The organism is Streptomyces sp. NPDC053079 (assembly GCF_044546695.1).
In the GTDB taxonomy this organism is placed as follows: Bacteria; Actinomycetota; Actinomycetes; order Streptomycetales; family Streptomycetaceae; genus Streptomyces.
Map to the genome: position 1 here is coordinate 137639 of NZ_JBITZJ010000001.1, position 25214 is coordinate 162852.

20 protein-coding genes, 1 tRNA gene and 1 pseudogene are annotated in these 25214 nt (G+C 69.7%); 11 read left to right on the plus strand and 11 right to left on the minus strand.

What is annotated here, in order from left to right; all coding sequences use genetic code 11:
* Positions 1–46: 46 nt before the first annotated feature.
* From ACIGXW_RS00665 to rpsA, 4 genes are all read right to left on the minus strand, one after another.
* Positions 47–418, minus strand: a complete 372-nt coding sequence (locus tag ACIGXW_RS00665; protein WP_071964027.1) for a tetratricopeptide repeat protein — start codon at positions 416–418, stop codon at positions 47–49.
* Between the two features lie 112 nt (positions 419–530).
* A complete protein-coding gene (gene coaE / locus ACIGXW_RS00670) occupies positions 531–1124 on the minus strand; it encodes a dephospho-CoA kinase (RefSeq protein WP_399568463.1) in 594 nt (197 codons plus the stop codon).
* A 24-nt stretch (positions 1125–1148) separates the two neighbouring features.
* On the minus strand, positions 1149–2093 hold the full coding sequence (locus tag ACIGXW_RS00675; protein ID WP_399568465.1) for a PAC2 family protein: 945 nt from the start codon (positions 2091–2093) through the stop codon (positions 1149–1151).
* Between the two features lie 175 nt (positions 2094–2268).
* Positions 2269–3774, minus strand: coding sequence for a 30S ribosomal protein S1 (gene rpsA / locus ACIGXW_RS00680; protein WP_360913027.1), 1506 nt, complete (start codon positions 3772–3774; stop codon positions 2269–2271).
* A gap of 500 nt (positions 3775–4274) precedes the next feature.
* Between rpsA and ACIGXW_RS00685 the strand changes: the two genes are divergently transcribed.
* Complete coding sequence (locus tag ACIGXW_RS00685) at positions 4275–5078, plus strand: class I SAM-dependent methyltransferase (RefSeq protein WP_071964023.1); 804 nt, start codon at positions 4275–4277, stop codon at positions 5076–5078.
* Between the two features lie 45 nt (positions 5079–5123).
* The gene (hrpB, locus tag ACIGXW_RS00690) at positions 5124–7709 is read left to right on the plus strand and encodes an ATP-dependent helicase HrpB (RefSeq protein WP_399568467.1); all 2586 of its coding nucleotides are present in this window, start codon (positions 5124–5126) and stop codon (positions 7707–7709) included.
* Positions 7710–7769: 60 nt separating this feature from the next.
* On the opposite strand, the gene ACIGXW_RS00695 is transcribed toward hrpB, so the two are convergent.
* From ACIGXW_RS00695 to polA, 4 genes are all read right to left on the minus strand, one after another.
* Complete coding sequence (locus ACIGXW_RS00695; protein ID WP_071964021.1) at positions 7770–7961, minus strand: hypothetical protein; 192 nt, start codon at positions 7959–7961, stop codon at positions 7770–7772.
* Positions 7958–8980 (minus strand): DUF3068 domain-containing protein, encoded by a 1023-nt coding sequence (locus tag ACIGXW_RS00700; protein ID WP_399568469.1) that lies wholly within the window; start codon positions 8978–8980, stop codon positions 7958–7960. The genes ACIGXW_RS00695 and ACIGXW_RS00700 overlap by 4 nt, the downstream gene beginning before the upstream one ends.
* 14 nt (positions 8981–8994) lie before the next feature.
* Positions 8995–9129, minus strand: a complete 135-nt coding sequence (locus tag ACIGXW_RS00705; RefSeq protein WP_399568472.1) for an SPW_0924 family protein — start codon at positions 9127–9129, stop codon at positions 8995–8997.
* A gap of 191 nt (positions 9130–9320) precedes the next feature.
* Entirely contained in the window at positions 9321–12059 is a 2739-nt protein-coding gene (polA, locus tag ACIGXW_RS00710) for a DNA polymerase I (RefSeq protein ID WP_071964019.1), read from the minus strand.
* A 134-nt stretch (positions 12060–12193) separates the two neighbouring features.
* On the opposite strand from polA, the gene ACIGXW_RS00715 reads away from it, so the two are divergent.
* From ACIGXW_RS00715 to ACIGXW_RS00745, 7 genes and pseudogenes are all read left to right on the plus strand, one after another.
* Entirely contained in the window at positions 12194–14482 is a 2289-nt protein-coding gene (locus tag ACIGXW_RS00715) for an FdhF/YdeP family oxidoreductase (protein WP_399568474.1), read from the plus strand.
* Between the two features lie 67 nt (positions 14483–14549).
* Positions 14550–15023: a hotdog fold thioesterase gene (locus tag ACIGXW_RS00720; protein ID WP_071964018.1), complete on the plus strand. Its 474-nt coding sequence runs from the start codon at positions 14550–14552 to the stop codon at positions 15021–15023.
* Positions 15024–15365: 342 nt separating this feature from the next.
* Positions 15366–16582, plus strand: a pseudogene (locus tag ACIGXW_RS00725) (branched-chain amino acid ABC transporter substrate-binding protein).
* A 120-nt stretch (positions 16583–16702) separates the two neighbouring features.
* Entirely contained in the window at positions 16703–17632 is a 930-nt protein-coding gene (locus tag ACIGXW_RS00730; protein WP_360913040.1) for a branched-chain amino acid ABC transporter permease, read from the plus strand.
* A 5-nt stretch (positions 17633–17637) separates the two neighbouring features.
* A complete protein-coding gene (locus ACIGXW_RS00735) occupies positions 17638–19422 on the plus strand; it encodes a branched-chain amino acid ABC transporter permease (RefSeq protein ID WP_399570753.1) in 1785 nt (594 codons plus the stop codon).
* Positions 19423–19427: 5 nt separating this feature from the next.
* On the plus strand, positions 19428–20315 hold the full coding sequence (locus ACIGXW_RS00740) for an ABC transporter ATP-binding protein (protein ID WP_399568478.1): 888 nt from the start codon (positions 19428–19430) through the stop codon (positions 20313–20315).
* Entirely contained in the window at positions 20312–21028 is a 717-nt protein-coding gene (locus ACIGXW_RS00745; RefSeq protein WP_399568481.1) for an ABC transporter ATP-binding protein, read from the plus strand. The genes ACIGXW_RS00740 and ACIGXW_RS00745 overlap by 4 nt, the downstream gene beginning before the upstream one ends.
* A gap of 64 nt (positions 21029–21092) precedes the next feature.
* On the opposite strand, the gene ACIGXW_RS00750 is transcribed toward ACIGXW_RS00745, so the two are convergent.
* Entirely contained in the window at positions 21093–21743 is a 651-nt protein-coding gene (locus ACIGXW_RS00750) for a response regulator (RefSeq protein ID WP_361889579.1), read from the minus strand.
* 96 nt (positions 21744–21839) lie between these two features.
* Here ACIGXW_RS00750 and ACIGXW_RS00755 point away from each other — a divergent pair.
* Positions 21840–21914 (plus strand) — tRNA-Leu (locus ACIGXW_RS00755).
* A gap of 118 nt (positions 21915–22032) precedes the next feature.
* The gene (locus tag ACIGXW_RS00760) at positions 22033–22803 is read left to right on the plus strand and encodes a transcriptional regulator (protein ID WP_399568483.1); all 771 of its coding nucleotides are present in this window, start codon (positions 22033–22035) and stop codon (positions 22801–22803) included.
* A gap of 14 nt (positions 22804–22817) precedes the next feature.
* On the opposite strand, the gene pyk is transcribed toward ACIGXW_RS00760, so the two are convergent.
* Both pyk and ACIGXW_RS00770 read right to left on the minus strand, forming a co-directional pair.
* Complete coding sequence (gene pyk / locus ACIGXW_RS00765) at positions 22818–24254, minus strand: pyruvate kinase (protein ID WP_399568486.1); 1437 nt, start codon at positions 24252–24254, stop codon at positions 22818–22820.
* A 132-nt stretch (positions 24255–24386) separates the two neighbouring features.
* Positions 24387–25097, minus strand: coding sequence for an SIMPL domain-containing protein (locus ACIGXW_RS00770; RefSeq protein WP_071964016.1), 711 nt, complete (start codon positions 25095–25097; stop codon positions 24387–24389).
* Positions 25098–25214 lie beyond the last annotated feature (117 nt).

Sequence of the window (25214 nt, forward strand, 5' to 3'; positions counted from 1 at the left end):
ACCGGCCGCGCCCCGCACCCCTGCCCGAGCCGGGCTCGGTCCGCCCTCAGCCCCTCTCCCCGAACCGGGCCGCCGCCACGAAGTCCGGGCGGGGGTCCAGGGCCGCGGCGAGGCGGAAGTGGCGGAGGGCTTCGGTGGGACGGGCGGCGCGTTGGAGAGTGCGGGCCAGGGCGAAGTGGGCGAAGGCGTTGTCCGGCTCGCGTTCGAGGACGAGCTGGAATTCGAGCTCGGCGGGGCGGAGTTGCGCGGTCGCGAAGAAGGCGCGGGCGCGCAGCAGGCGGGCCGCGGTGTTCTCGGGGTGGGCGGAGATGACGGAGTCGAGCAGCTTGATGGCGCCGCGCGGGTCACCGGCGTCCAGCAGGTGCTCGGCAGCCCGGAAGTCGATCACGTGGGTCTCGGGCGTCGTCCGCTCGGTCACGTCCGTGTCCTTTCACCGCAGAACTCCACTACAGCACACACTGCAGAGCTGGCCGCAGCCTCGCTACAGCACTCAGCAGCACTCAGCAGCACTGCGCCACAACGCCTCCGCGCTACGACCTATTCCGCAGTTCCTCCCACACCGCCCGGACCCTGGGCTCCAGCTCCTCCAGCGGGCCGTCGTTCTCGATGACCAGGTCGGCGACGGCCAGCCGCTGCTCGCGGGTGGCCTGGGCCGCCATGCGGGCGCGGGCCTCGTCGGGGGTCATGCCGCGCATGCGCACCAGCCGGTCGAGGCGGGTCTCGGTGGAGGCGTCCACGACCAGGACGAGGTCGTACAGGGGCGCCAGCGCGTTCTCGGCGAGCAGGGGGACGTCGTGGACGACGACGGCGTCCGGGCCCGCCGCGGATTCCAGCTCGGCTGAGCGGGCCCGGACCAGGGGGTGCACGATGGCGTTGAGGGCGGCGAGCCGGTCCGTATCGGCGAAGACGATCGCGCCGAGCTTGGGACGGTCGAGCGCGCCCTCGGGGGTGAGGACCCCGGGGCCGAACTCGGCGACCACCGCCGCCAGTCCGGGCGTGCCCGGCGCCACCACTTCCCGTGCGATCTTGTCGGAGTCGACGAGCACCGCTCCGTAGGAGACGAGGAGCCGCGACACCTCGCTCTTGCCGGCGCCGATTCCGCCGGTGAGGCCCACCTTCAGCATGGGCCCACGCTATAGGGCCGGCGGTCAGCGACCGCCGTCGCCCTCCCTGTCGGCGAGGAAGCGCTCGAATTCCGCGCCCAGCTCATCGGCGGAGGGCAGGTCGACGGGCTCGGCGACGAGGTTGCCGCGGGTCTCGGCGCCGGCGACCGCGTCGTACTGGTGCTCGAGGCCCCGTACGAGCGCCACGAGCTCCTCGTCGCCCTCGGCGAGCTGACGCTCGATCTCCTCCTGGGTGCGCAGCGCCTCGGTGCGCAGGGCGTGCGCGGCGTTCGGCAGGACGAGGCCCGTCGCGGCGGTGACCGCTTCCAGTGCCGTCAGTGCCGCGTCCGGGTAGGGGGAGCGGGCGATGTAGTGGGGGACGTGGGCGGCGACGCCCAGAACATCGTGGCCGGCCTCGGCCAGGCGGTACTCGATGAGCGACTCGGCGCTGCCGGGCACCTGGGCCTCGTCGAAGTAGCTGCGGTGGCCCGGCATCAGGTCGGTGCGGTTGCCGTGCGGGGTGATGCCGACGGGGCGGGTGTGGGGGACGCCCATGGGGATGCCGTGGAAGTTGACGGACAGGCGTACGCCGAGGCGCTCCACCAGCTCTCGCACGGCGGCCGCGAAGCGCTCCCACTCCACGTCCGGCTCGGGGCCGGTGAGCAGGAGGAAGGGGGCGCCCGTCGCGTCCTGCACCAGACGGAGCTCGATCCTGGGGACCTCGTACGCGCTCCAGCGGTCGCGCTCGAAGGTCAGCAGGGGGCGGCGCGCCCGGTAGTCGATGAGCCGGTCGTGGTCGAAGCGGGCCACGACCTGGTGCGGCAGGCCGTCCAGCAGCCGTTTGACGATCTGGTCGCCCGTCTCACCGGCGTCGATGTAGCCGTCGAAGTGGTAGAGCATGACCAGCCCGGCCGTGTCCTGGGCCAGGGCCAGGTCGGCTACGGCGAGCCCCTTGGGCTCCCATTCGTACAAACCCTGCGGATCCAACACAGTGACCGTTCCTCCTCATGTTCCGTACGGAAGAACGCCCTTGAAGGGCGCCGGCATTCCCCGTGCGGGCGGTCAAGAGGATCAATGCGGGGGGCACACGGGCATGAGTAAGGCCCGCTCTCCAAGGAGAGCGGGCCTTACGTCAGTCAGCTGTCAGCTGCTGCCGGTCAGAGCGTCAGCTCTGGCCGCCGGCGAGCTTCTCGCGGAGCGCGGCGAGCGCCTCGTCCGACGCCAGGGCGCCGGACTGGTCGGCCGACTCCGAGGAGTACGAACCGCCGGAGACGGTGCCGGCACCCGAGGCGGCGGCCGGAGCGGCAGCGCCCTCGGCAGCGGCCTGCTCGTCGGCCTCGCGGGACTTGATGACCTGCGCCTGGTGCTGCTCGAAGCGCTGCTGCGCCTCGGCGTACTGGCGCTCCCACTCCTCGCGCTGCTTCTCGTAGCCCTCGAGCCAGTCGTTGGCCTCGGGGTCGAAGCCCTCGGGGTAGATGTAGTTGCCCTGGTCGTCGTAGGACGCGGCCATGCCGTACAGGGTCGGGTCGAACTCGACCACGGACGGGTCGGCACCGAAGGACTCGTTGGCCTGCTTCAGCGAGAGGCTGATGCGACGACGCTCGAGGTCGATGTCGATGACCTTGACGAAGATCTCGTCGTTGACCTGGACGACCTGCTCCGGGATCTCCACGTGGCGCTCGGCCAGCTCGGAGATGTGGACCAGGCCCTCGATGCCCTCGTCGACGCGCACGAACGCACCGAAGGGAACGAGCTTGGTGACCTTACCCGGGACGACCTGACCGATCTGGTGGGTCCGGGCGAACTGCTGCCACGGGTCTTCCTGGGTGGCCTTGAGCGACAGGGAGACGCGCTCGCGGTCCATGTCGACGTCGAGGACCTCGACGGTGACTTCCTGGCCGACCTCGACAACCTCGGACGGGTGGTCGATGTGCTTCCAGGAGAGCTCGGAGACGTGGACGAGACCGTCGACGCCACCCAGGTCCACGAAGGCACCGAAGTTGACGATGGAGGAGACGACGCCGGAGCGCACCTGACCCTTCTGGAGGGTGGTGAGGAAGGTCTGACGGACCTCGCTCTGGGTCTGCTCCAGCCAGGCACGGCGGGACAGGACCACGTTGTTGCGGTTCTTGTCCAGCTCGATGATCTTGGCCTCGAGCTCCTTGCCCACGTAGGGCTGGAGGTCGCGGACGCGGCGCATCTCGACCAGGGAGGCCGGGAGGAAGCCACGGAGGCCGATGTCGAGGATGAGACCACCCTTGACGACCTCGATGACGGTACCGGTGACGATCCCGTCCTCTTCCTTGATCTTCTCGATGGTGCCCCAGGCGCGCTCGTACTGGGCGCGCTTCTTCGAGAGGATCAGGCGACCTTCCTTGTCCTCCTTCTGGAGAACCAGGGCCTCGATCTCGTCGCCGACCTTGACGACCTCGTTCGGGTCGACGTCGTGCTTGATCGAGAGCTCGCGGGAGGGGATCACACCCTCGGTCTTGTAACCGATGTCGAGCAGGACCTCGTCCCGGTCGACCTTCACGATGACGCCGTCGACGATGTCGCCGTCGTTGAAGTACTTGATCGTCTCGTCGATCGCGGCGAGGAAGGCTTCCTCGTTACCGATGTCGTTGACCGCAACCTGCGGGGTGGTGGCGGTGGTCTCGGTGCTGCTCGTCATGTGGGAAAGGGCTCCGGTACGGACATTGAAGTCGTAGGTACTGCTACGCCGTGGGCCCGTATCGCACCGCCGAAGCCGGACAGCCTTGGAGGCGCAGTTTCCGTAAGGAGTCCGAAGACCCGATAGAAAACCAGAAGCGCCTCGACAACCGAGGGGACATACAACAAGTGCGAGCGCGACCTGCTCCGTCTGAGGCGCGCAGGCTCGCAGCGCAACTTGTAGCATACGGGGGCAGCCGGACACGGTCAATGCGCGAAGGCGCACACCCGGGACGAAATACCCGAAATCCGGCACAACTCAGGTTGTGCGAGGCCACGAGGGCCCCGCGACACCCCGTAGCGCCACGCCCGGGCCCCCGGAAGGACCCCGGCGAAATCCCGGCCGAGCGCCGCCGGACCCCGCGGCGACACGCTCCGGAGGGGACCTGTAAAGATCGAAAGACCTATTCAAGATCAAGAACCGCTCACCGCGGTTCCCTGGCCGAGGGCGCGACCGTCGAGATGACCCAAGAGTACGAGCCGGAAGCGACCCGCCGTGAGAGCGGCGGGACGGAGAGCAGCCGGGCCAGCCGCGGCTGGTGGGACCGCAACGCCGACGAGTACCAGAGCGAGCACGGCGGCTTCCTCGGCGACGACCGCTTCGTCTGGGGGCCCGAGGGCCTGGACGAGGCGGAGGCCGCGCTGCTGGGCCCGGCGAGCGGCCTCGAGGGCCTGGCCGTCCTGGAGATCGGCGCGGGCGCGGCCCAGTGCGCGCGCTGGCTGGCCGCCCAGGGCGCCCGCCCCGTGGCCCTGGACCTCTCCCACCGGCAGCTGCAGCACGCCCTGCGGATCGGCGCGGACTTCCCCCTGGTCGAGGGCGACGCCGGCGCGCTGCCCTTCGCGGACGGCTCCTTCGACCTGGCCTGCTCCGCCTACGGAGCGGTGCCGTTCGTCGCCGATCCGGTACAGGTGATGCGCGAGGTGCGCAGGGTGCTGCGGCCCGGCGGCCGCTGGGTCTTCTCCGTCACGCACCCCATCCGCTGGGCCTTCCCCGACGAGCCCGGCCCGGAGGGTCTGTCCGTCGCCGCCTCCTACTTCGACCGCACCCCTTATGTGGAGCAGGACGAGAACGGCCGGGCCGTCTATGTGGAGCACCACCGCACGCTCGGCGACCGGGTGCGCGACGTGGTCGCCGCCGGCTTCCGCCTGGTCGACCTGGTCGAACCGGAATGGCCGGCCTGGAACACCCAGGAGTGGGGCGGCTGGTCCCCGCTGCGCGGCCATCTGATCCCCGGCACGGCGATCTTCGTCTGCGAGCGCGACTGACACCGGGCCGCGGGGCCGCGCCGGGCCTCGGCGAGACTTGATCCCGTGATCCGCACCGAGGCCCTCGACCACCTGCCCGTACGCACCGCCCTGCCCGCGCTCACCCGTGCGCTGGACGACAGCGGCGCCGCCGTCCTGTGCGCGCCGCCCGGCACGGGCAAGACGACCCTGGTGCCGCTGGTCCTCGCCGGGCTCGTGGCGGCCGGCGATCAGGGCCCCGCGCCCGTACGCCGTGTGGTGGTCGCCGAGCCGCGCCGGATCGCGGCACGGGCCGCGGCCCGCCGCATGGCGTGGCTGCTGGGCGAGGAAGTGGGCGGCGCCACCGGCCGGGTGGGCTTCACCGTGCGCGGGGAGCGCAGGGCGGGGCCCGCGACCGTGGTCGAGGTGGTCACGACCGGTGTGCTGCTGCAGCGCCTGCAGCGCGATCCGGAGCTGGCCGGAGTCGACGTCGTGGTGCTCGACGAGTGCCACGAGCGGCATCTGGACGCCGACACGGCCGCGGCGTTCCTGCTGGACGTACGCGCCGCCCTGCGCCCCGAGCTGCAACTGGTGGCCGCCTCGGCCACCACGGACGCCGAGGGCTGGGCGCGGCTGCTGGGCGACGCGCCCGTGGTCCGGGCGCAGGGCGTCTCGCACCCGGTGGACGTGGTGTGGGCGCCGCCGGAGCGGGCGGTGCAGCCGCCGCACGGGATGCGCGTGGACCCAGTGCTGCTGGAGCACGTGGCCGCGGTGGTGCGGCGGGCGCTGCGCGAGCGCGACGGCGACGTGCTGTGCTTCCTGCCCGGCGTGGGGGAGATCGGGCGGGTGGCGGGCCTGCTGGGCGGGCCCGGGGTGCTGGGCGGCGCCGAGGTGCTGCAGGTGCACGGCAGGGCGCCGGCGGCCGTGCAGGACGCGGTGCTCGCCGGTGGCCGCGGTGCGCGACGGGTGGTGCTGGCGACGTCGGTGGCGGAGTCGAGCCTGACCGTGCCGGGGGTGCGGATCGTGGTGGACGCCGGCCTGGCCCGGGAGCCGCGCATGGACCACGCCCGGGGGCTGAGCGCGCTCACGACCGTACGGGCGTCGCGGGCCGCGGCCCGTCAGCGTGCGGGGCGTGCGGGCCGTGAGGCGCCGGGAGTGGTGTTCCGCTGCTGGTCGGAGGCCGACGAGGTGCGGCTGCCGGCGTTCCCCGCCGCGGAGATCACGGTCGCGGACCTGACGGCGTTCGCCCTGCAGGCGGCCTGCTGGGGCGATCCCGACGCGTCCGGTCTCGCGCTGCTCGACGCCCCGCCCGCCGGCGCGCTGGCCGCGGCCCGTGCGGTACTGGCGGCCACCGGCGCGACCGGCCCGGACGGGCGCCCCACCGAACGGGGCCGGCGCATGGCCCGGCTGGGGGTGCACCCCCGTCTGGCGCGCGCCCTCCTGGACGGCGCGCACGAGGTCGGCGCGCGCCGCGCGGCCGAGGTCGTGGCGCTGCTCAGCGAGGAACCGCCCCGGGAGTACGGCGACGACCTGGCCGCCGCCTGGAGGGCGGCCCGGCGCGGCGGCGACGCCTACGCGGCGCGCTGGCGCACCGAGGCCCGCCGCCTGGAGAACGCGGTACGGGGCGTCGCGGGCGGCGGCCCGGACGGGGCGACGGGTGAGGGCCACGACCGCACCGGGGCCGCACCTGCCGACGACGCCGTCGCCGGGCTGATCGCGGCGCTGGCGTTCCCCGAGCGGGTGGCACGCTCGCGCGGGGAGGGCTCGTATCTGATGGTGTCGGGGACGGGCGCCGAGCTGGGCGAGGGGTCACGGCTGCGCAGTGCGCGGTGGCTGGCGGTCGCCGTGGCGGACCGGCCGGTGGCGGCGGCGTCGGCGCGGGTGCGGCTGGGCGCGGTGATCGACGAGGGCACGGCGCGGGCCGCGGCCGGGGCACTGTTCGCCGAGGGCGAGGAGGTGCGCTGGTCGGAGGAGCGGCGTGACGTCGTGGCGCGCCGGGTGACGCGGCTGGGGGCGGTGGAGCTGGCCACGAGCACGCTGACCGCGCCGGACCGGGCGCTGGTGCGTACGGCTCTGCTGGAGGGGCTGCGGCGCGAGGGGCTCGGTCTGCTGCGCTGGAGTGCGGAGGCCGGGGGCCTGCGGCAGCGTCTGGCGTTCTTGCACCGGGAACTGGGCGAGCCGTGGCCGGAGGTGTCGGACGAGGCGCTGCTGGCGCGTACGGACGAGTGGCTGGGCCTGGAACTGGACCGGGCGCGCAGGCGCGCCGACCTGGAGCGGGTGAACGCCGGCCCGGCCCTGGAGCGGCTGCTTCCGTGGGCGAGCGGGGACGCGGCGCGTCTGGAGGAGCTGGCGCCGGAGCGTCTGGAGGTGCCGAGCGGCTCCCGGATCCGGGTGGACTACGCCGGTGAGCAGCCCGTCCTGGCCGTCAAGCTGCAGGAGCTCTTCGGGCTGCGGCAGACGCCGCGCCTGGCGGGCGGCCGGGTTCCCGTGCTCGTCCACCTGCTGTCGCCGGCGGGCAGGCCCGCGGCGGTCACGGCGGATCTGGCGTCGTTCTGGCAGGACGGCTACCGCTCCGTGCGGGCCGAGCTGCGCGGCCGCTACCCCAAGCACCCCTGGCCCGAGGATCCGTCCACGGCCGTGGCGACGCGGCGCACCAACGCGCGCCGCCCGTAGGACGTGCACCCCGGGCGCGCGGGTGCGGCGTGCGCGCCCGGGTGGCGGTGTCCTGCCCCGTCAGGGGAGGTAGCGCTCGACCGCCGCGGCCCCCTCCTTCTCCATCAGGCGCTTGGCCCTCTCGATCCGTTCCGGTGTCACGTCGCGACCGGAGGCCATGACCAGGTCTTCGGGGTCGTAGGGCCGCTCGCCGCCGGTGTACAGCCGGCGCGGCCGGGACGTGGTGGACGCGTCCTCGGGACTCTCCTTCACGGCGAGCCTCCTCTGCTCAGCGACCCCTCGTCGGGGGTCGGCCGTTCGGGTTTCCCTCCATCGTGTGCCACGTTCGCGGCGAGCGCACGACGATCTCGGGCCTCCAGGACGAGGGAAAGGGACAGCAGCGCGCCGCCGAGCGCCACGAAGCCCCAGGGGAGGTAGGCGGTGAGCAGCAGGACCAGCCGGCGCTGCGATTTCACCAGCGCAACCGTGTCCTCGACGTAGTCGGGCCGCATCTTCACATGGCCGGCGAAGGCGGTGATCGGCTTCTTGTCCGGCCGGCCGGTCCAGCGCATCTCCTCGCGGTGGTCCTCCTCGCCGTTGACGGGCGCGCCGGTGGTGGGGTCGACCCAGAACATGCGCCGGGTGGCGTACCAGCGCTCCAGGCCGAGCTGGCGGACGGTGTCGGGGGTGATGCCCAGCGGCAGGGTGCGGGGCAGGGGGACCTTGGTCCAGGGGATGGTCTGCTCGAAGTAGTAGACCTTCAGGCCGTGGAAGGTGCGGGTGCCCTTGTAGTGGATGGGCGCGGAGGTGCGGGTCATCAGGTCGAAGTAGCGGTAGGCGCGCTTTTCGACGAGGAAGGGCCACTTGTACTGAATGCCGTCGCGGCGCACCGGGGTGCCGTCGACGTGTTCGCCGCCCGCGTGGACGGGCTGCTGGCTGTGGGCGTCGAAGACATAGCGCTCGGGTATCCGCGAGATCATGGCGCCGTCGGGGCCGGCGGCGTAGGAGAGGCCGTCCCAGACGACGACGTCGCGGCCGGTCGCGTCCTTGATCTTGCGGGCCTGCTCCACGTTGCCCTTGAGGGTCTGCACCATGGTGAGGCGGGAGACCTTCTTCGGGGTGAGCGTGGCGTAGTCGATGAGGGTGGCGTCCTTCGCCTCCAGGACGGCCGTCTGGTAGCGGCCGGCGGGGACCTTGGCCAGGCGGGGGAAGGCGTACCAGCGCAGCAGTGGCGACAGGGCGGTGAAGAACACCGCGAGGGCCAGCAGCACCAGGCTCGCTCTGCGGCGCATGAGGGGCCTCCCGGCTACGGGTGTGCGGGGGCGGTGGACAGCAGGGGCTCGGGCGAGGTCTCGCCTTCGGGCGGGCCGATGGCCGTGACGGCGAGGACCAGGGCGAGGGCCGCGGCCAGTCCGATGGCCGCGGCGGCCAGTGCGCGCATGCGTAGCCTCCTGGCAGCGTTCCCCGGATATGACGAGGCGTCAGGAATGGGCACGGTAGCAACGCACACCGCGGATGAGAACCACACCGCCGACCACAACCGCGCCGGCCCTCCTCCCCCCTCGGCTCACCGAAGGGAAAGAAGGGCCGGTCAACGCGTACGAGTCCGCAAACCGGACCCCGCGAGGGCGATCAGTGCGCGGCGGACTCCCAGTCCCGGCCGACACCCACCGACACATCCAGCGGGGCACGCAGCTCGACGGCACCGGCCATCTCACGGCGGACCAGCGCCTCGACCTTCTCGCGCTCACCCGGCGAGATCTCCAGCACGATTTCGTCGTGCACCTGGAGCAGCATCCGGGACGTGAGCGTCTCGGCCGCCAGGGCCTCGCCCACCCGCAGCATCGCGATCTTGACGATGTCCGCGGCGGTGCCCTGGATCGGGGCGTTCAGCGCCATCCGCTCCGCCATCTCACGACGCTGACGGTTGTCGCTGTTGAGGTCGGGCAGATAACGACGACGGCCGAGCATCGTCTCGGTGTACCCCGTGGCACGGGCCTCCTCGACCACACGCTGCAGATAGTCGCGCACCCCGCCGAACCGCTCGAAGAACGTGTCCATCAGACGACGCGCCTCATCGGGCGCGATGTTCAGCTGCTGCGAGAGCCCGAACGCCGACAGACCGTAGGCCAGACCGTACGACATGGCCTTGATCTTGCGGCGCATCTCCGCGTCGACCTCACTCTTGGCGACGCCGAACACCTGGGAGGCCACCGTCGTGTGCAGGTCCTCACCGGACGCGAACGCCTCGATCAGACCCTCGTCCTCGGACAGGTGCGCCATGACCCGCAGCTCGATCTGGCTGTAGTCCGCCGTCATCAGGGACTCGAAGCCCTCACCGACGACGAAACCACGACGGATCGCACGCCCCTCGTCCGTACGCACCGGAATGTTCTGCAGGTTCGGATCCGTGGACGACAGCCGGCCCGTCGCCGCCACCGTCTGGTTGAAGGTGGTGTGGATCCGCCCGTCGGGAGCGATCGCCTTGATCAAACCCTCGACCGTGGAACGCAGCTTGGACTGCTCCCGGTGCCGCAGCATGATCACCGGAAGCTCGTTCTCCGTCTGCGCGGCCAGCCAGGCCAGAGCGTCGGCGTCCGTGGTGTAACCGGTCTTCGTCTTCTTCGTCTTCGGCAGGCCCAGCTCCCCGAAGAGAACCTCCTGCAGCTGCTTGGGCGAGCCCAGATTGAACTCACGACCTGCCGCCGCGTGCGCCTCGAGCACCGCCTGCTGCACCGCCGCCGCGAACTGCTGCTCCATCCGCTCCAGCCAGCCACGGTCCGCGGCGATGCCCGAGCGCTCCAGGTCTGAGAGCACCGCACTGGTCGGCAGCTCCACATCAGTGAGCAGATCCGCCGCGCCCACCTCCCGCACCCGGCCCTCGAACGCGCCACCGAGGTCCAGGACCGTACGGGCCCGGCCCATCAGGGCGTCCGCCTCGGCCTGCTCGTCCGCGCCGAACGCCAGCTGCCCGTCACCGGCGGCGGCCGTGGCCAGCTCCCGGCCCAGGTACTCCACCGACAGCGTGTCCAGGGCGAACGAACGACGGCCCGGCTTGACCAGGTACGCGGCCAGGGCCGTGTCCATCGTCACGCCCTCCACCGGCCAGCCGTGCTCGGCGAAGACCCGCATCGCGGCCTTCGCGTCGTGCATCACCTTCGGCCGCGCCGGGTCGGCGACCCACGCGGCGAACGCCCGCTCGTCGGCCTCGTCCAGCTCCGCCGGATCGAACCAGACCGCCGGGCCCTCGCCCGTCGCCAGCGCGATCTCCGCGACCCGGCCCGCGCCCTGCGCCCAGGTGTCGGTGATCGCCACACCCAGCGGGCCCGTGCCGTGCCCGGCCAGCCACGGCGCCAGCTCACCCGCGCCCAGCACCACGCCGTCCACCTCGGCGCCCGCCTCCGGGGCCGCCTCCTCGGACGACTCCCCACCCGGGTCCGCGGCCAGCAGCCGGTCCCGCAGCCCCTGGTTGCGGATCTCCAGCTGCTCCAGGAACGCCACCAGCGCCAGCCGGTCGAACGCCTGGCGCTCCAGGTCGTCCGGGTGCGTGGACAGCTTCACGTCCCGCACCATCTCGGTCAGCCGGCGGTTGAGCTTCACCGCCTCCAGGTGATCCCGCAGGTTCTGCCCGGCCTTGCCCTTGACCTCGTCCACCCGCTCGACCAGCTCCGCGAACGAACCGAACTGGTTGATCCACTTCGCGGCCGTCTTCTCGCCCACGCCCGGGATGCCCGGCAGGTTGTCCGACGGGTCGCCGCGCAGCGCCGCGAAGTCCGGATACTGCTGCGGCGAGAGGCCGTACTTCTCCACGACCTTCTCCGGCGTGAAACGCGTCAGCTCCGAGACGCCCTTCGTCGGATACAGCACCGTCACCGCATCGGTGATCAGCTGGAAGGAGTCACGGTCACCGGTGACGATCGCGACCTCGAAACCCTCCGCCTCCGCCTCCGTGGCCAACGTCGCGATCACGTCGTCGGCCTCGAAGCCGTCGACCGCGAACCGCCGCACGTTCATCGTGTCGAGCATCTCGCCGATCAGCGCCACCTGCCCCTTGAACTCGTCAGGGGTCTTCGAACGCGTCGCCTTGTACTCCGGGAACTCCTCCGAGCGCCACGTCTTGCGCGACACGTCGAACGCCACCGCGAAATGCGTAGGCCGCTCGTCACGCAGCGTATTGGCCAGCATCGACGCGAAGCCGTACACCGCGTTCGTCGGCTGACCACCCGAAGTGGTGAAGTTCTCCGCGGGCAGCGCGAAGAACGCCCGGTACGCCATGGAGTGCCCGTCCATCAACAACAGACGGGGCCGGCCTCCCTCCGCAGATGCCTCGGTGCCGGTCGGTTCGTTCGTCTTCGATGCCTTTGCTGCCACGCCCCCGATCCTGCCACGGCCCACTGACAAACCAGGCCACGCGGCCCTCGCCACCGCCGCTGCCGGACCCCCATGACAGGATCGGCACCGTACGCACACACCCGCGTACCACCGACCGCTCAAGGGGGAGCGAGATGGCAGGCAAGCCGCCCACCGGCGATCCGGTACAGGACGCACCCGACGTCACCGCCCCGCAGCACGCAGCCGCCGGCCTGCCCGCCATCGCCCATACGCTGCGCATCGCCCACGACCAGATGGGCGTCCGACGCACCGCCCTCACCCTCCTCAAGGTCAACCAGAAGGACGGCTTCGACTGCCCCGGCTGCGCCTGGCCCGAGCCCGACAAGCGCCACGCCGCCGAATTCTGCGAGAACGGCGCCAAGGCCGTCGCCGAGGAAGCCACTCTGCGCCGCGTCACCCCCGCGTTCTTCGCCGAGCACTCCGTGCCCTCGCTCGCCGACCGCAGCGGCTACTGGCTCGGCCAGCAGGGCCGCCTCACCCACCCCATGTACCTCGCCGAAGGCGCCGAGCACTACGAGCCGGTGACCTGGGAGCGGGCCTTCGACATCATCGCCGGCGAGCTCACCGCCCTCACCGGACCCGACGAAGCCGTCTTCTACACCTCCGGGCGCACCAGCAACGAAGCCGCCTTCCTCTACCAGCTCTTCGCCCGCGAATTCGGCACCAACAACCTGCCCGACTGCTCCAACATGTGCCACGAGTCCTCCGGCTCCGCACTCACCGAGACCATCGGCATCGGCAAGGGCAGCGTCCTGCTCGAAGACCTCTACAAAGCCGACCTGATCATCGTCGCCGGCCAGAACCCCGGCACCAACCACCCCCGCATGCTCAGCGCCCTGGAAAAGGCCAAGGCCGGCGGCACGAAGATCATCACGGTCAACCCGCTCCCCGAAGCGGGCATGGAACGCTTCAAGAACCCCCAGAACGCCCGCGGCCTCATCGGCGGCGGCACCCCCCTCACCGATCTCTTCCTGCAGATCCGCCTCGGCGGCGACCAGGCCCTCTTCCGCCTCCTCAACAAACTCGTCCTCGACACCGAAGGCGCCCTCGACACCGCCTTCATCAACGAGCACACCCACGGCTTCGAGGACTTCGCACGCGCCGCCCGCACCGCCGACTGGGACCAGACCCTGCGCGCCACCGGCCTGCGCCGCGAGGAGATCGAAACCGCCCTGCGCATGGTCCTCGCCTCCCAGCGCACCGTCGTGTGCTGGGCCATGGGCCTCACCCAGCACAAACACGCCGTCCCCACCATCCGGGAAGTCGTCAACTTCCTCCTCCTGCGCGGCAACATCGGCCGCCCCGGCGCCGGCGTCTGCCCCGTACGCGGCCACAGCAACGTCCAGGGCGACCGCACCATGGGCATCTTCGAGCGCCCCTCCACCGCGTTCCTCGACGCCCTGCAGAAGGAATTCGGCTTCGCCCCGCCCCGCGCCCACGGACTCGACGTCGTACGCGCCATCCGGGCCCTGCGCGACGGACAGGCCAAGGTCTTCTTCGCCATGGGCGGCAACTTCGTCTCCGCCACCCCCGACACCGACGTCACCGAGGCAGCCGTCCGCCGCGCCCGCCTGACCGTCCACGTCTCCACCAAGCTCAACCGCTCACACGTGATCACCGGCGCACGGGCCCTGATCCTGCCCACCCTCGGCCGCACCGAACGCGACCGCCAGCACAGCGGCGAGCAATTCGTCACCGTCGAGGACTCCATGGGCATGGTGCACGCCTCACGCGGCCGCCTCGCACCCGCCGGCCCCCAGCTGCTGTCCGAACCCGCCATCGTCTGCCGCCTCGCCCGCCGCGTCCTCGGCCCCACCAGCACCACACCCTGGGAAGAGTTCGAGAAGGACTACGCCACCATCCGCGACCGCATCGCCCGCGTCATCCCCGGCTTCGAGGACTTCAACGCCCGCGTCGCCCGCCCCGGCGGCTTCACGCTCCCCCACGCCCCCCGCGACAGCCGCACCTTCCCCACCAAGACCGGCAAGGCCAACTTCACCGCCGCCGACGTCGAACACCCCCACGTCCCCGAAGGCCGCCTGCTGCTGCAGACCCTGCGCTCGCACGACCAGTACAACACCACCATCTACGGCCTCGACGACCGCTACCGCGGCATCAAGAACGGCCGCCGCGTCGTCCTCCTCCACCCCGACGACGCGGCCGCCCACGGCCTCGCCGACGGCTCCTACGCCGACCTCGTCAGCGAATGGACCGACGGCAGCGAACGCCGCGCACCCGGCTTCCGCGTCGTGCACTACCCCACCGCACGCGGCTGCGCCGCCGCCTACTACCCCGAGACCAACGTCCTGGTCCCCCTGGACCACACGGCCGACACCAGCAACACCCCGGCCAGCAAGTCCCTCGTCATCAGGCTCGAGCCCCGGACCGACCACGACAGTTGACGCCGAAGCGGTCCAGCTGAAAAAACTTTCACCACACAACGACCAAAGGTGATCGGAGCCACGACGCATGGGCGAGCACAGCAAGACCACGTTCCCGCAGGACATCCTCGACCAGTGGGCCGACAGCGGGCTCGACCTCGGCGCCCTCTTCTCCGCGGGACACCTCGGCGAGCGCATGAGCGTCCACGTCGTCGAGGCCTCCCCCGAGCGCGTCGTCGCCACCATGCCCGTCGAAGGCAACACCCAGCCCTACGGCCTCCTCCACGGCGGCGCCTCCGCCGTCCTCGCCGAAACCATCGGCTCCGTCGGCGCCATGCTCCACGCCGGCCCCGGCCGCATCGCCGTGGGCGTGGACCTCAACTGCACCCACCACCGCGGAGTCCGCTCCGGACTGGTCACCGGCACCGCCACCCCCGTCCACCGCGGACGCACCACCGCCACCTACGAGATCGTCATCACCGACGAGCAGGACAAGCGCGTGTGCTCCGCCCGCCTCACCTGCCTCATCCGCGCGGCCGCCGACACCACCCCCGCCGCCTGAGAAAACCCACCGCACCACCCCACCGATGCCGCCCCCGGAACGCTTCCGGGGGCGGCATCGGTCTACTCAGCGCGACCCATACGCTCAACTCTGTTAAACAAACGCCCCCGAGTGACCTGCGGCATAACAAGACAGTCACATCATGGCCTGCACCTCTGCCCCTTAGTGCCGCACACCCCTAGAGTCACGGCCATTCACCACCCCGCCGGGCGGTTCGCACAAGGACTCTCCGCACCTCTCGAATTTCTCGTTCCGCCTTGCCTTCCTCCCGCCCGGCGGCGATACGGCACCTCCGCAGCGAGGGCCTCGCCAGGGAAAGGAAGCACCGTGCGACACCATTCCTTGCTCATCCTCACCACCGCGATCACCGCGGGAGCCCTCACCCTCAGCGCCTGCGGATCACGCGACGGCGACGGGGACAAAGACACCGACTCAGGCCGGAAGACCACCGTCACCATCGGCCTCGACGCCCCACTGACCGGCGACCTCTCCGCACTCGGCCAGGGAATCAAAAACTCCGCCCACCTCGCCGTCACCAACGCCAACAAAGCCAAAGAAGTCCCCGGCATAACCTTCGAACTCACCCCCCTGGACGACCAGGCCCAACCCACATCCGGCCAGCAGAACGCCACCAAACTCGCCGGAGACAAAAAGGTCCTCGGCATCGTCGGCCCCCTCAACTCCAGCGTCGCCCAGTCCATGCAACAGGTCGCCCAGGCCAACAACGTCGCCCTCATATCCCCCGCCAACACCACCCCGACCTCACCCAGGGCAAGGACTGGAAACAGAACAACCGCAAACGCCAGTTCAGCACCTACTTCCGCACCGCCACCACCGACGAGATCCAGGGCGCCTTCGGCGGCCAGTACGCCTACGAACAGATCAAAGCCAAAACGGTCTACGTCATCGACGACCAGAAAACCTACGGCGTCGGCCTCGCCGCAGCCTTCTCCGCCAAATTCACCTCCCTCGGCGGAAAAGTCACCGGCACCGAACACGTCAACCCGGAAGACCGTGACTTCAAAGCCATCGTCTCCAAAGTGAAGACCGCCAACCCCGACCTCGTCTTCTACGGCGGCGAATACCCCGCCGCAGCACCCCTCAGCCAACAACTCAAGGACGGCGGCGTCAAAGCACCCCTCATGGGCGGCGACGGCATGTACAGCGGCGACTACATCACCCTCAACAAAAAGTCCGCCGGCGACTACGCCACCTCCGTCGGCAAACCCGTCGAACAACTCGACTCCGCCAAGAAATTCATCGCCGACTACAAGGCCGCCGGCTACAAGGACCGCTACGAGGCCTACGGCGGCTCCACCTACGACGCCACCTGGGCCATCATCCAGGCCGTCAAAACCGTCGTCGCCGACAACGGCGGAAAACTCCCCGACAACGCCCGCACCAAAGTCGTCGAAGCCCTCAACAAGGTCAAGTTCGACGGCGTCACCGGCCCCGTCTCCTTCGACCAGTACGGCGACACCACCAACACCATGATCACCGCATACCAGGTCGATTCAGCCGCATGGAAAGCCCGCCACAGCGCCGAATACAAGCGCTGACCCCCACACACCCGCACACCACGCACCACACCCACCGGCCGGGCCGTACGAACCGACCACCCACCCCGCACGGCCCGCGCCGACCGCCCGCACCCCTTCCCATCCCACGGAGGCCCGGCGGTGCACGAACTGCCGCAACAACTGGCGAACGGACTCATCCTCGGCGCGATGTACGGACTCATCGCGATCGGCTACACGATGGTCTACGGCATCGTCCAGCTCATCAACTTCGCCCACGGCGAGATCTTCATGGTCGGCGGCTTCGGCGCACTGACCGCCCACCTCATCCTCCCCGACAGCACCGGCCTGCTCCTCGCCCTCCCCCTCATGATCCTCGGCGGCATCATCGCCGCCACCGCCGTCGCCGTCACCGCCGAACGCTTCGCCTACCGCCCCCTGCGCGGCGCACCCCGCCTCGCCCCCCTCATCACCGCCATCGGCCTGTCCATCGCCCTCCAGCAAGCCATCTGGAAGTGGTACCCCGACGCCAAGAAGGCCCGCGTCTTCCCCCAGTTCAAAGGCGAATCCCTCGACATCCTCGGCGCCACCGTCCAACGAGGAGAAATCTTCCTCCTCATCGCCGCACCCCTGTGCATGACCGCCCTCGGCCTCTTCGTCGCCAAAACCCGCACCGGCCGCGGCATGCAAGCCACCGCACAGGACCCCGACACCGCCAAACTCATGGGGATCAACACCGACCGCATCATCGTCATCGCCTTCGCCATCGGCGCCGCCTTCGCCGCCATCGCCGCCGTCGCCCACGGCCTCAAATACGGCCAAGTCGACTTCCGCATGGGCTTCATCACCGGCCTCAAAGCCTTCACCGCAGCCGTCCTCGGCGGCATCGGCAACATCTACGGCGCCATGCTCGGCGGCGTCGTCCTCGGCGTCGCGGAAGCCCTCGCCACCGGCTACATCGAGGAGATCCCCGGCATGACCCAATTCGGCGGCGGCTCCTGGAAGGACGTCTGGGCCTTCGTCCTCCTCATCCTCGTCCTGCTGCTCAGGCCACAAGGCCTGCTCGGCGAACGCGTCGCGGATCGGGCGTGATCACCATGACCGGCACCCACCCCACTCCACGCCCACACCACGCCCTCATACCCCTGTCCCCCAACACCGCCCGCATCCTCGTCATCACCGGCGCCACCCTCGCCATCGCCTCCACCTTCACCGCCTGGACCTGGACCACCAAATTCCCCGGCAACCTCACCGTCACCGGATACCCAGGCGGCCTCCAGACCATCACCCTCGCCGGCGCCCTCCTCACCCTCCTCCACGCCGTCGCCGGACACGGCACCCCCGGCCTGCGCTGGCTCACCCCCGCCGGCGCCACCGCACCCACCCTCCTCCTCACCCTCGGCACCTTCGCCACCACCTGGTACACCCTCGCCGCCATCGCCATCGACCTCGGCGGCCTCGCCAACCTCGAACCCGGCGGCTACCTCGCCGCAACCACCACCCTCCTCACCCTCGCCGCCGCCCTCGCCCTCCCACCCGACCACCCCTACGACGACCACGACGGCACCCGGCCACCCACCCCCTGGCACCGCCTCCGCCACACCCTCACCACCCACCGACCACCCCGCCCCACCCCCCTCCCCACCTGGGCCGAAATCCTCATCATCGCCACCGCCTTCGGCCTCGGCCTCTACCTCTTCAGCTACGGCATCGACACCGAATACGGCGAACTCTTCGTCGGCTACCTCCTCCTCACCGGCTGCGCCCTCGCCGCCATCGGCCGCTCCGGACTCACCACCCGCCTCACCACCCTCACCGCCAAACACCGCAACACCACACTCACCGCCGCCTTCGTCGCCGCCGCCTGCTTCCCCCTCACCCAGACCAACGACGCCTACACCAACCTCGCCACCAGCATCCTGATCTTCGCCACCGTCGCCCTCGGCCTCAACGTCGTCGTCGGCCTCGCCGGCCTCCTCGACCTCGGCTACGTCGCCTTCCTCGGCGTCGGCGCCTACGCCGCGGCCCTCGTCTCCGGCTCCCCCGAATCCGCCATCGGCGTCCACTTCCCCTTCTGGGCCGCCGTCCTCACCGGCATCGCCGCCTCACTCGTCTTCGGCGTCCTCATCGGCGCCCCCACCCTCCGGCTCCGCGGCGACTACCTCGCCATCGTCACCCTCGGATTCGGTGAAATCTTCCGCATCACCATGCTCAACCTCAACGGCAAAACCGGCCCCGACATCACCAACGGCGCCATGGGAATCCCCAACATCCCCGAACTCAACATCCTTGGATTCGACTTCGGAAAGACACACGACATACTCGGCACCCCCATCGGCCGATTCGGCAACTACTACCTCCTCATGCTCCTCGCCACCATCGTCGTCGTCCTTGTCTTCCGCCGCGCCACCGAATCCCGCATCGGCCGCGCCTGGATCGCCATCCGCGAGGACGAAACCGCCGCCACCGCCATGGGAATCAACGCCTTCCGCCTCAAACTCCTCGCCTTCGCCCTCGGCGCCGCACTCGCCGGACTCGCCGGCACCATCCAGGCCCACGTCATCACCACGGCCACCCCCGACCAATACCAATTCGCCGGCACCGTACCCCCCAACTCCGCATTCCTCCTCGCCGCCGTCATCCTCGGCGGCATGGGCACCATCACGGGACCGATCGTCGGAGCAGCCCTGCTCTACCTCATACCGAGCAAAATGGACTTCATGCAGGACTACCAACTCCTGCTCTTCGGGCTCGCCCTCATCCTCCTCATGCGATTCCGGCCCGAAGGCCTCGTCGCCGACCGCAGAAAACAACTCGAATTCCACGAACACGAGGACACCACCCCGGCCGGCGGCGCATCCCTCACCAAGGCGGAGGCGTAACCACCATGACGACCACCGCCACACCCAACCCGCTCACCACGCCCGTACTCACCGCCACCGGCGTCACCATGCGCTTCGGCGGACTCACCGCCGTCCGCACCGTCGACCTCACCGTCGGACACCGCGAAATCGTCGGCCTCATCGGACCCAACGGCGCCGGAAAAACCACCTTCTTCAACTGCCTCACCGGCCTCTACACACCCACCGAAGGCACCGTCACCTACCAAGGCACCACCCTCCCGCCCAAACCCCACCTCGTCACCCAGGCAGGAATCGCCCGCACCTTCCAGAACATCCGCCTCTTCCCCAACATGACCGTCCTCGAAAACGTCCTCGTCGGCCGCCACACCCGCACCAAAGAAGGCCTCTTCTCCGCCCTCCTCCGCGGCCCCGGATTCCACCGCGCCGAAAAAGCCTCCGAAGAACGCGCCATGGAACTCCTCACCTTCACCGACCTCGCCCCCAAACGCGACCACCTCGCCCGCAACCTCCCCTACGGCGAACAACGCAAGCTCGAAATCGCCCGCGCCCTCGCCAGCGACCCCGGACTCCTCCTCCTCGACGAACCCACCGCCGGAATGAACCCCCAGGAAACCCGCGCCACCGAAACACTCGTCCGCGCCATCAGGGAAAAAGGCACAGCCGTCCTCGTCATCGAGCACGACATGCGCTTCATCTTCAACCTCTGCGACCGCGTCGCCGTCCTCGTCCAAGGCCAAAAACTCCTCGAAGGAACACCCGACACCGTCCAGGCCGACGAACGCGTCATCGCCGCCTACCTCGGCACACCCTTCGAAGGCGCACCCGGCCAGGAAGAAATAGCCGAAGTCGAAGCCGCAGAAGCCACAGCCGAAGCCGCCACCACGGCGGAAACGGAGGGAGACCAGCGATGACCCCCCTCCTCGAAGTCGACAACCTCCGCGTCGCCTACGGCAAGATCGAAGCCGTCAAAGGAATCTCCTTCACCGTCCACGCCGGCCAGGTCGTCACCCTCATCGGCACCAACGGCGCCGGCAAGACCACCACGCTGCGCACCCTCTCCGGCCTCCTCACACCCGTAGCCGGAACGATCCGCTTCGACGGCAAACCCCTGGGCGGCGTCCCCGCCCACGAAATCGTCGCCCGCGGCCTCGCCCACTCCCCCGAAGGCCGCCACATCTTCCCCCGCCTCACCATCGCCGAGAACCTCCAGCTCGGAGCGTTCCTCCGCAAGGACACCGACGCCATCGCCCACGACATCCGCCGCGCCTACGAGCTCTTCCCGATCCTCGGCGAACGCGCCGCCCAGAAAGCCGGCACCCTCTCCGGCGGCGAACAACAGATGCTCGCCATGGGCCGCGCCCTGATGTCCCGCCCCAAGCTCCTCATGCTCGACGAGCCCTCCATGGGCCTCTCGCCGATCATGATGCAGAAGATCATGGACACCATCGCCGAACTCAAGGCCTCCGGCACCACCATCCTGCTCGTCGAACAGAACGCCCAGGCCGCCCTCACCCTCGCCGACCACGGCCACGTCATGGAGATCGGCAAGATCGTCCTCTCCGGAACGGGCACGGACCTCCTCCACGACGAATCGGTCCGCAAGGCCTACCTCGGCGAGGACTGACCCCGCCCACGCAGAAGGGGCCCGCGTCCATACGGACGCGGGCCCCTTCTCCTGCCAAGGACGACTACTGCTCCTTGGCCGCCTTCTTCTCCTTGGCGTCCTCGATGACGGCCTCGGCGACCTGCTGCATCGACAGCCGGCGGTCCATCGACGTCTTCTGAATCCACCGGAACGCCGCCGGCTCGGTCAGCCCGTACTGCGTCTGCAGCACGCTCTTCGCCCGGTCGACCAGCTTCCGCGTCTCCAGCCGCTGCGAGAGGTCGGCGACCTCCTGCTCGAGGGCCTTGAGCTCGGTAAAGCGCGAGACGGCCATCTCGATGGCCGGCACGACGTCGCTCTTGCTGAACGGCTTCACCAGGTAGGCCATGGCCCCGGCGTCCCGGGCCCGCTCCACGAGGTCGCGCTGCGAGAACGCCGTGAGCATCAGGACGGGCGCGATCGACTCGGCCGCGATCCGCTCGGCGGCGGAGATCCCGTCGAGGACCGGCATCTTCACATCGAGGATCACCAGGTCGGGCTTGTGCTCCCGCGCCAGCGCGACGGCGGTCTCGCCATCGCCGGCCTCGCCCACGACGGAGTAGCCCTCCTCCTCAAGCATCTCCTTGAGGTCGAGACGGATCAGGGCCTCGTCCTCGGCGATCACGACGCGGGTGATGTGCGGAGGGGTGTGCTGCGGCTCGTCGTCGACGGGCGGCTGGGGCTCGGCGGCGGTCACGGGTCTCCTCAGTAGGGCAGGTGCTGCTGCACGAGCCTACCTACGTCATGTAGGTTTGAGCACCGAGGGGGTATACACTTCCCTTGGATTGCAAGGGCCCCGGTAGCCCAATTGGTTAGAGGCCATGGATTCAAAACCCATCCAGTGTCGGTTCGAGTCCGACCCGGGGTACTTTACCTTCAATTCAAAGACGAGCTGAGATCCCCCACCGTTGGGGATCTTCACTCGCCGTGGTGAACATGGCTTCGAATCAGCCCGTGCCGACATTTATTCGGCCACGCTCGCAGCTATGTACGATCTCGAGACGCGCCAGCACGTCCTCGCCCTCGTCAGCCAAGGCCGCAGCCTCAACGCCGTGAGCAAGCAGACCGGCATATCCCGGTGGGCGATCCGCTCGTGGCAGACCCGGATCGAGCCCCTGGCCCGCACATCCGTGTGCTCGCTCTGCGGCCCCAGTCCACAGCCGCCCCAGGACACCACTGCATACGCCTACTTACTGGGCCTCTACCTCGGCGACGGCTGCGTCAGTCGGCAATCAAGCGGCAGCTACACGCTCCGCATCGCGTGCGCTGATGCGTGGCCCGGCCTCATCGACGCCTGCCGTGAGGCGATCAAACGTGTCCGCCCCACAAACAGCGTGTGCCTCGTTCAGAACCCGGGCTGCGTCTCTGTGGCCAGTGCGAGCAAGCACTGGCCCTGCCTCTTCCCTCAGCACGGCTCAGGCAAGAAGCACGAGCGGCGCATCACGCTGGAACGCTGGCAACAGTGGATCGTAGACACCCACCCCTGGGAATTCCTGCGCGGCCTGATCCACTCCGACGGCTGCCGCATCACCAACTGGACCACCCGTCTCGTCGGCGGCGAGCGCAAGCGCTACGAGTACCCGCGCTACTTCTTCACCAACAAGTCCGACGACATCCGGAAGCTGTTCACCGACACCCTCGACAAAGTCGGCGTCGAGTGGAAGATGACCCGGCGCGGCAACGGAACCGTCGACGTCTCCGTCGCCCGCCGCGCCTCCGTCGCCCTCATGGACGTCCACATCGGCCCGAAGTACTGACCGCCCGCCCCTGGTTACCCCTTCGGCGAATCGTCCTCCCCGATGTGGTGCACCCGCACCAGGTTGGTCGTCCCCGCCACCCCCGGCGGGGACCCCGCCGTGATGATCACCATGTCACCCTTCCGGCACCGCCCGATCCGCAGCAGGTACTCGTCCACCTGCTCCACCATCTCGTCCGTCGTCTGCACCATCGGCCCCAGGAACGTCTCCACCCCCCACGTCAGATTGAGCTGCGACCGCGTCGCCGGCTCGGGCGTGAACGCCAGCAGCGGGATGGGCGACCGGTACCGCGACAGCCTCCGCACCGTGTCACCGGATTGAGTGAAGGCCACCAAAAATTTGGCGCCGAGGAAGTCGCCCATTTCGGCGGCGGCCCGGGCGACGGCGCCGCCCTGGGTGCGGGGCTTGCTGCGCTCGGTCAGCGGGGGGAGGCCCTTGGCCAGAACGTCTTCCTCCGCCGCCATCACGATGCGGCCCATGGTCCTGACGGTCTCGATGGGGTGCTTGCCGACGCTGGTCTCGCCGCTGAGCATGACCGCGTCGGTGCCGTCGATGACGGCGTTGGCGACGTCGGAGGCCTCGGCCCTCGTGGGGCGGGAGGCGTCGATCATGGAGTCGAGCATCTGGGTCGCGACGATGACCGGCTTGGCGTTGCGCTTGGCGAGCTTGATCGCTCGCTTCTGCACGATCGGGACCGTTTCGAGGGGCATTTCGACGCCCAGGTCGCCGCGGGCGACCATGATGCCGTCGAAGGCGGCGACGATGCCGTCGAGGTTCTCGACGGCCTGGGGCTTTTCGATCTTGGCGATGACGGGGAGGCGGCGGCCTTCTTCGTCCATGACGCGGTGGACGTCGTCGATGTCGCGGGCGCTGCGGACGAAGGAGAGGGCGATGGTGTCGGCGCCGGTGGTGATGGCCCAGCGGAGGTCTTCGACGTCCTTTTCGGAGAGGGCGGGGACGGAGACGGCGACGCCGGGGAGGTTGAGTCCCTTGTGGTCGGAGACCATGCCGCCTTCGAGGACGACGGTCCTGACACGGGGGCCGTCGACGTCGGTGACTTCGAGGGTGACGCGGCCGTCGTCGACGAGGATGCGCTCGCCCTTGGTGACGTCGGAGGCGAGGCCGTCGTAGGTGGTGCCGCAGCAGTGACGGTCGCCCTCGGTCTCCTCGACGGTGATGGTGAATTCGTCGCCGCGTTCAAGGAGTACGGGGCCTTCCCGGAAGCGGCCGAGGCGGATCTTCGGGCCTTGAAGGTCGGCGAGGATGCCGATGTTGCGGCCGGTTTCCTCTGCGGCCTTGCGCACCCGCTGGTACCGGGCCTCGTGTTCGACGTAGGTGCCATGGCTGAGGTTGAAGCGGGCTACGTCCATGCCTGCTTCGACGAGTGCCTTGATCTGCTCGTACGAGTCGGTGGCGGGGCCCAGGGTGCAGACGATTTTCGCTCGGCGCATGGCACGACCTTATGACCTACTGGTGGGTAGAGAATTGGCCCCTCGCAACTCCCCAACGTCCGTTGGGTAAAAGCTTGTTGACACTTTGTGAAACGTGCAAGGGGCCGCTCTGATGAGCGCCTCGCGTTCCTCTCAGAGCACCGGTGGGCTCATCGTAAAGCGGGCGTTGACTTGTGCGTAGACGGTCTGGCGCTGGGGTTCGAGGTCGAGTGCGGGGGCCGGGGCGGGGGCGCCGCCGTAGCCGGCGGTTCGCATCATTCCGCCGGGGGCGGGCGGCGGGTAGCCGGGGAGGCCGGTGTTCTCGGCTCCGGTGTCGGCGAGTTCGACGACGGCGGTGAGTTCGGCGCCGAGTGCGGCGGCGTATTCGCGGGCGCGCTGGACGGCTTCGCGTACGGCTTGCTGGCGGGCGTCCCGGTGGGCGGGCGAGTCGGGGCGCAGGGACCACCAGGGGCCGTCGACCTGGGTGAGGTCGAGTTCGGCGAGGCGGGTGGCGATTTCGCCGAGGGCGGTGAAGTCGGCGAGGGTGGCGGTGAGATGGACGGTGCCGTGATAGGCGCGGATGCGTTCGTTGCGGCCTCTTTCGGTGAGCTGTGGGGTGATGGAGAAGCGTCCGGTCTCGAGTTTTTCGACGGCGGTGCCGTAGGACTTGAGGAGGTCGAGGACGTGGTTGTTGCGGTGGGTGAGGTCTTCGAGGGTGTTTCGGCGGTCGGTGCCGCGGGCGTTGACGGTGATGCCGATGCGGGCGATTTCGGGGTCGACTTCGAGGCGGGCTTCGCCGCGGACGGCGACGCGTGGGGTGTCGGGGGTGCCGTAGGGCAGCGGTGCGGGTGCCGGTGTGGTCATGGGTTCAGCGTCTCAGGTGGTGGTGATGTATTCGCAACCTTGTGAGGGTGTTGGGGGGTGTGGTTGCTGGGCCAGAATCTACGCGCGTTGGTTCTGATGATGAATGGGGAGAACAGA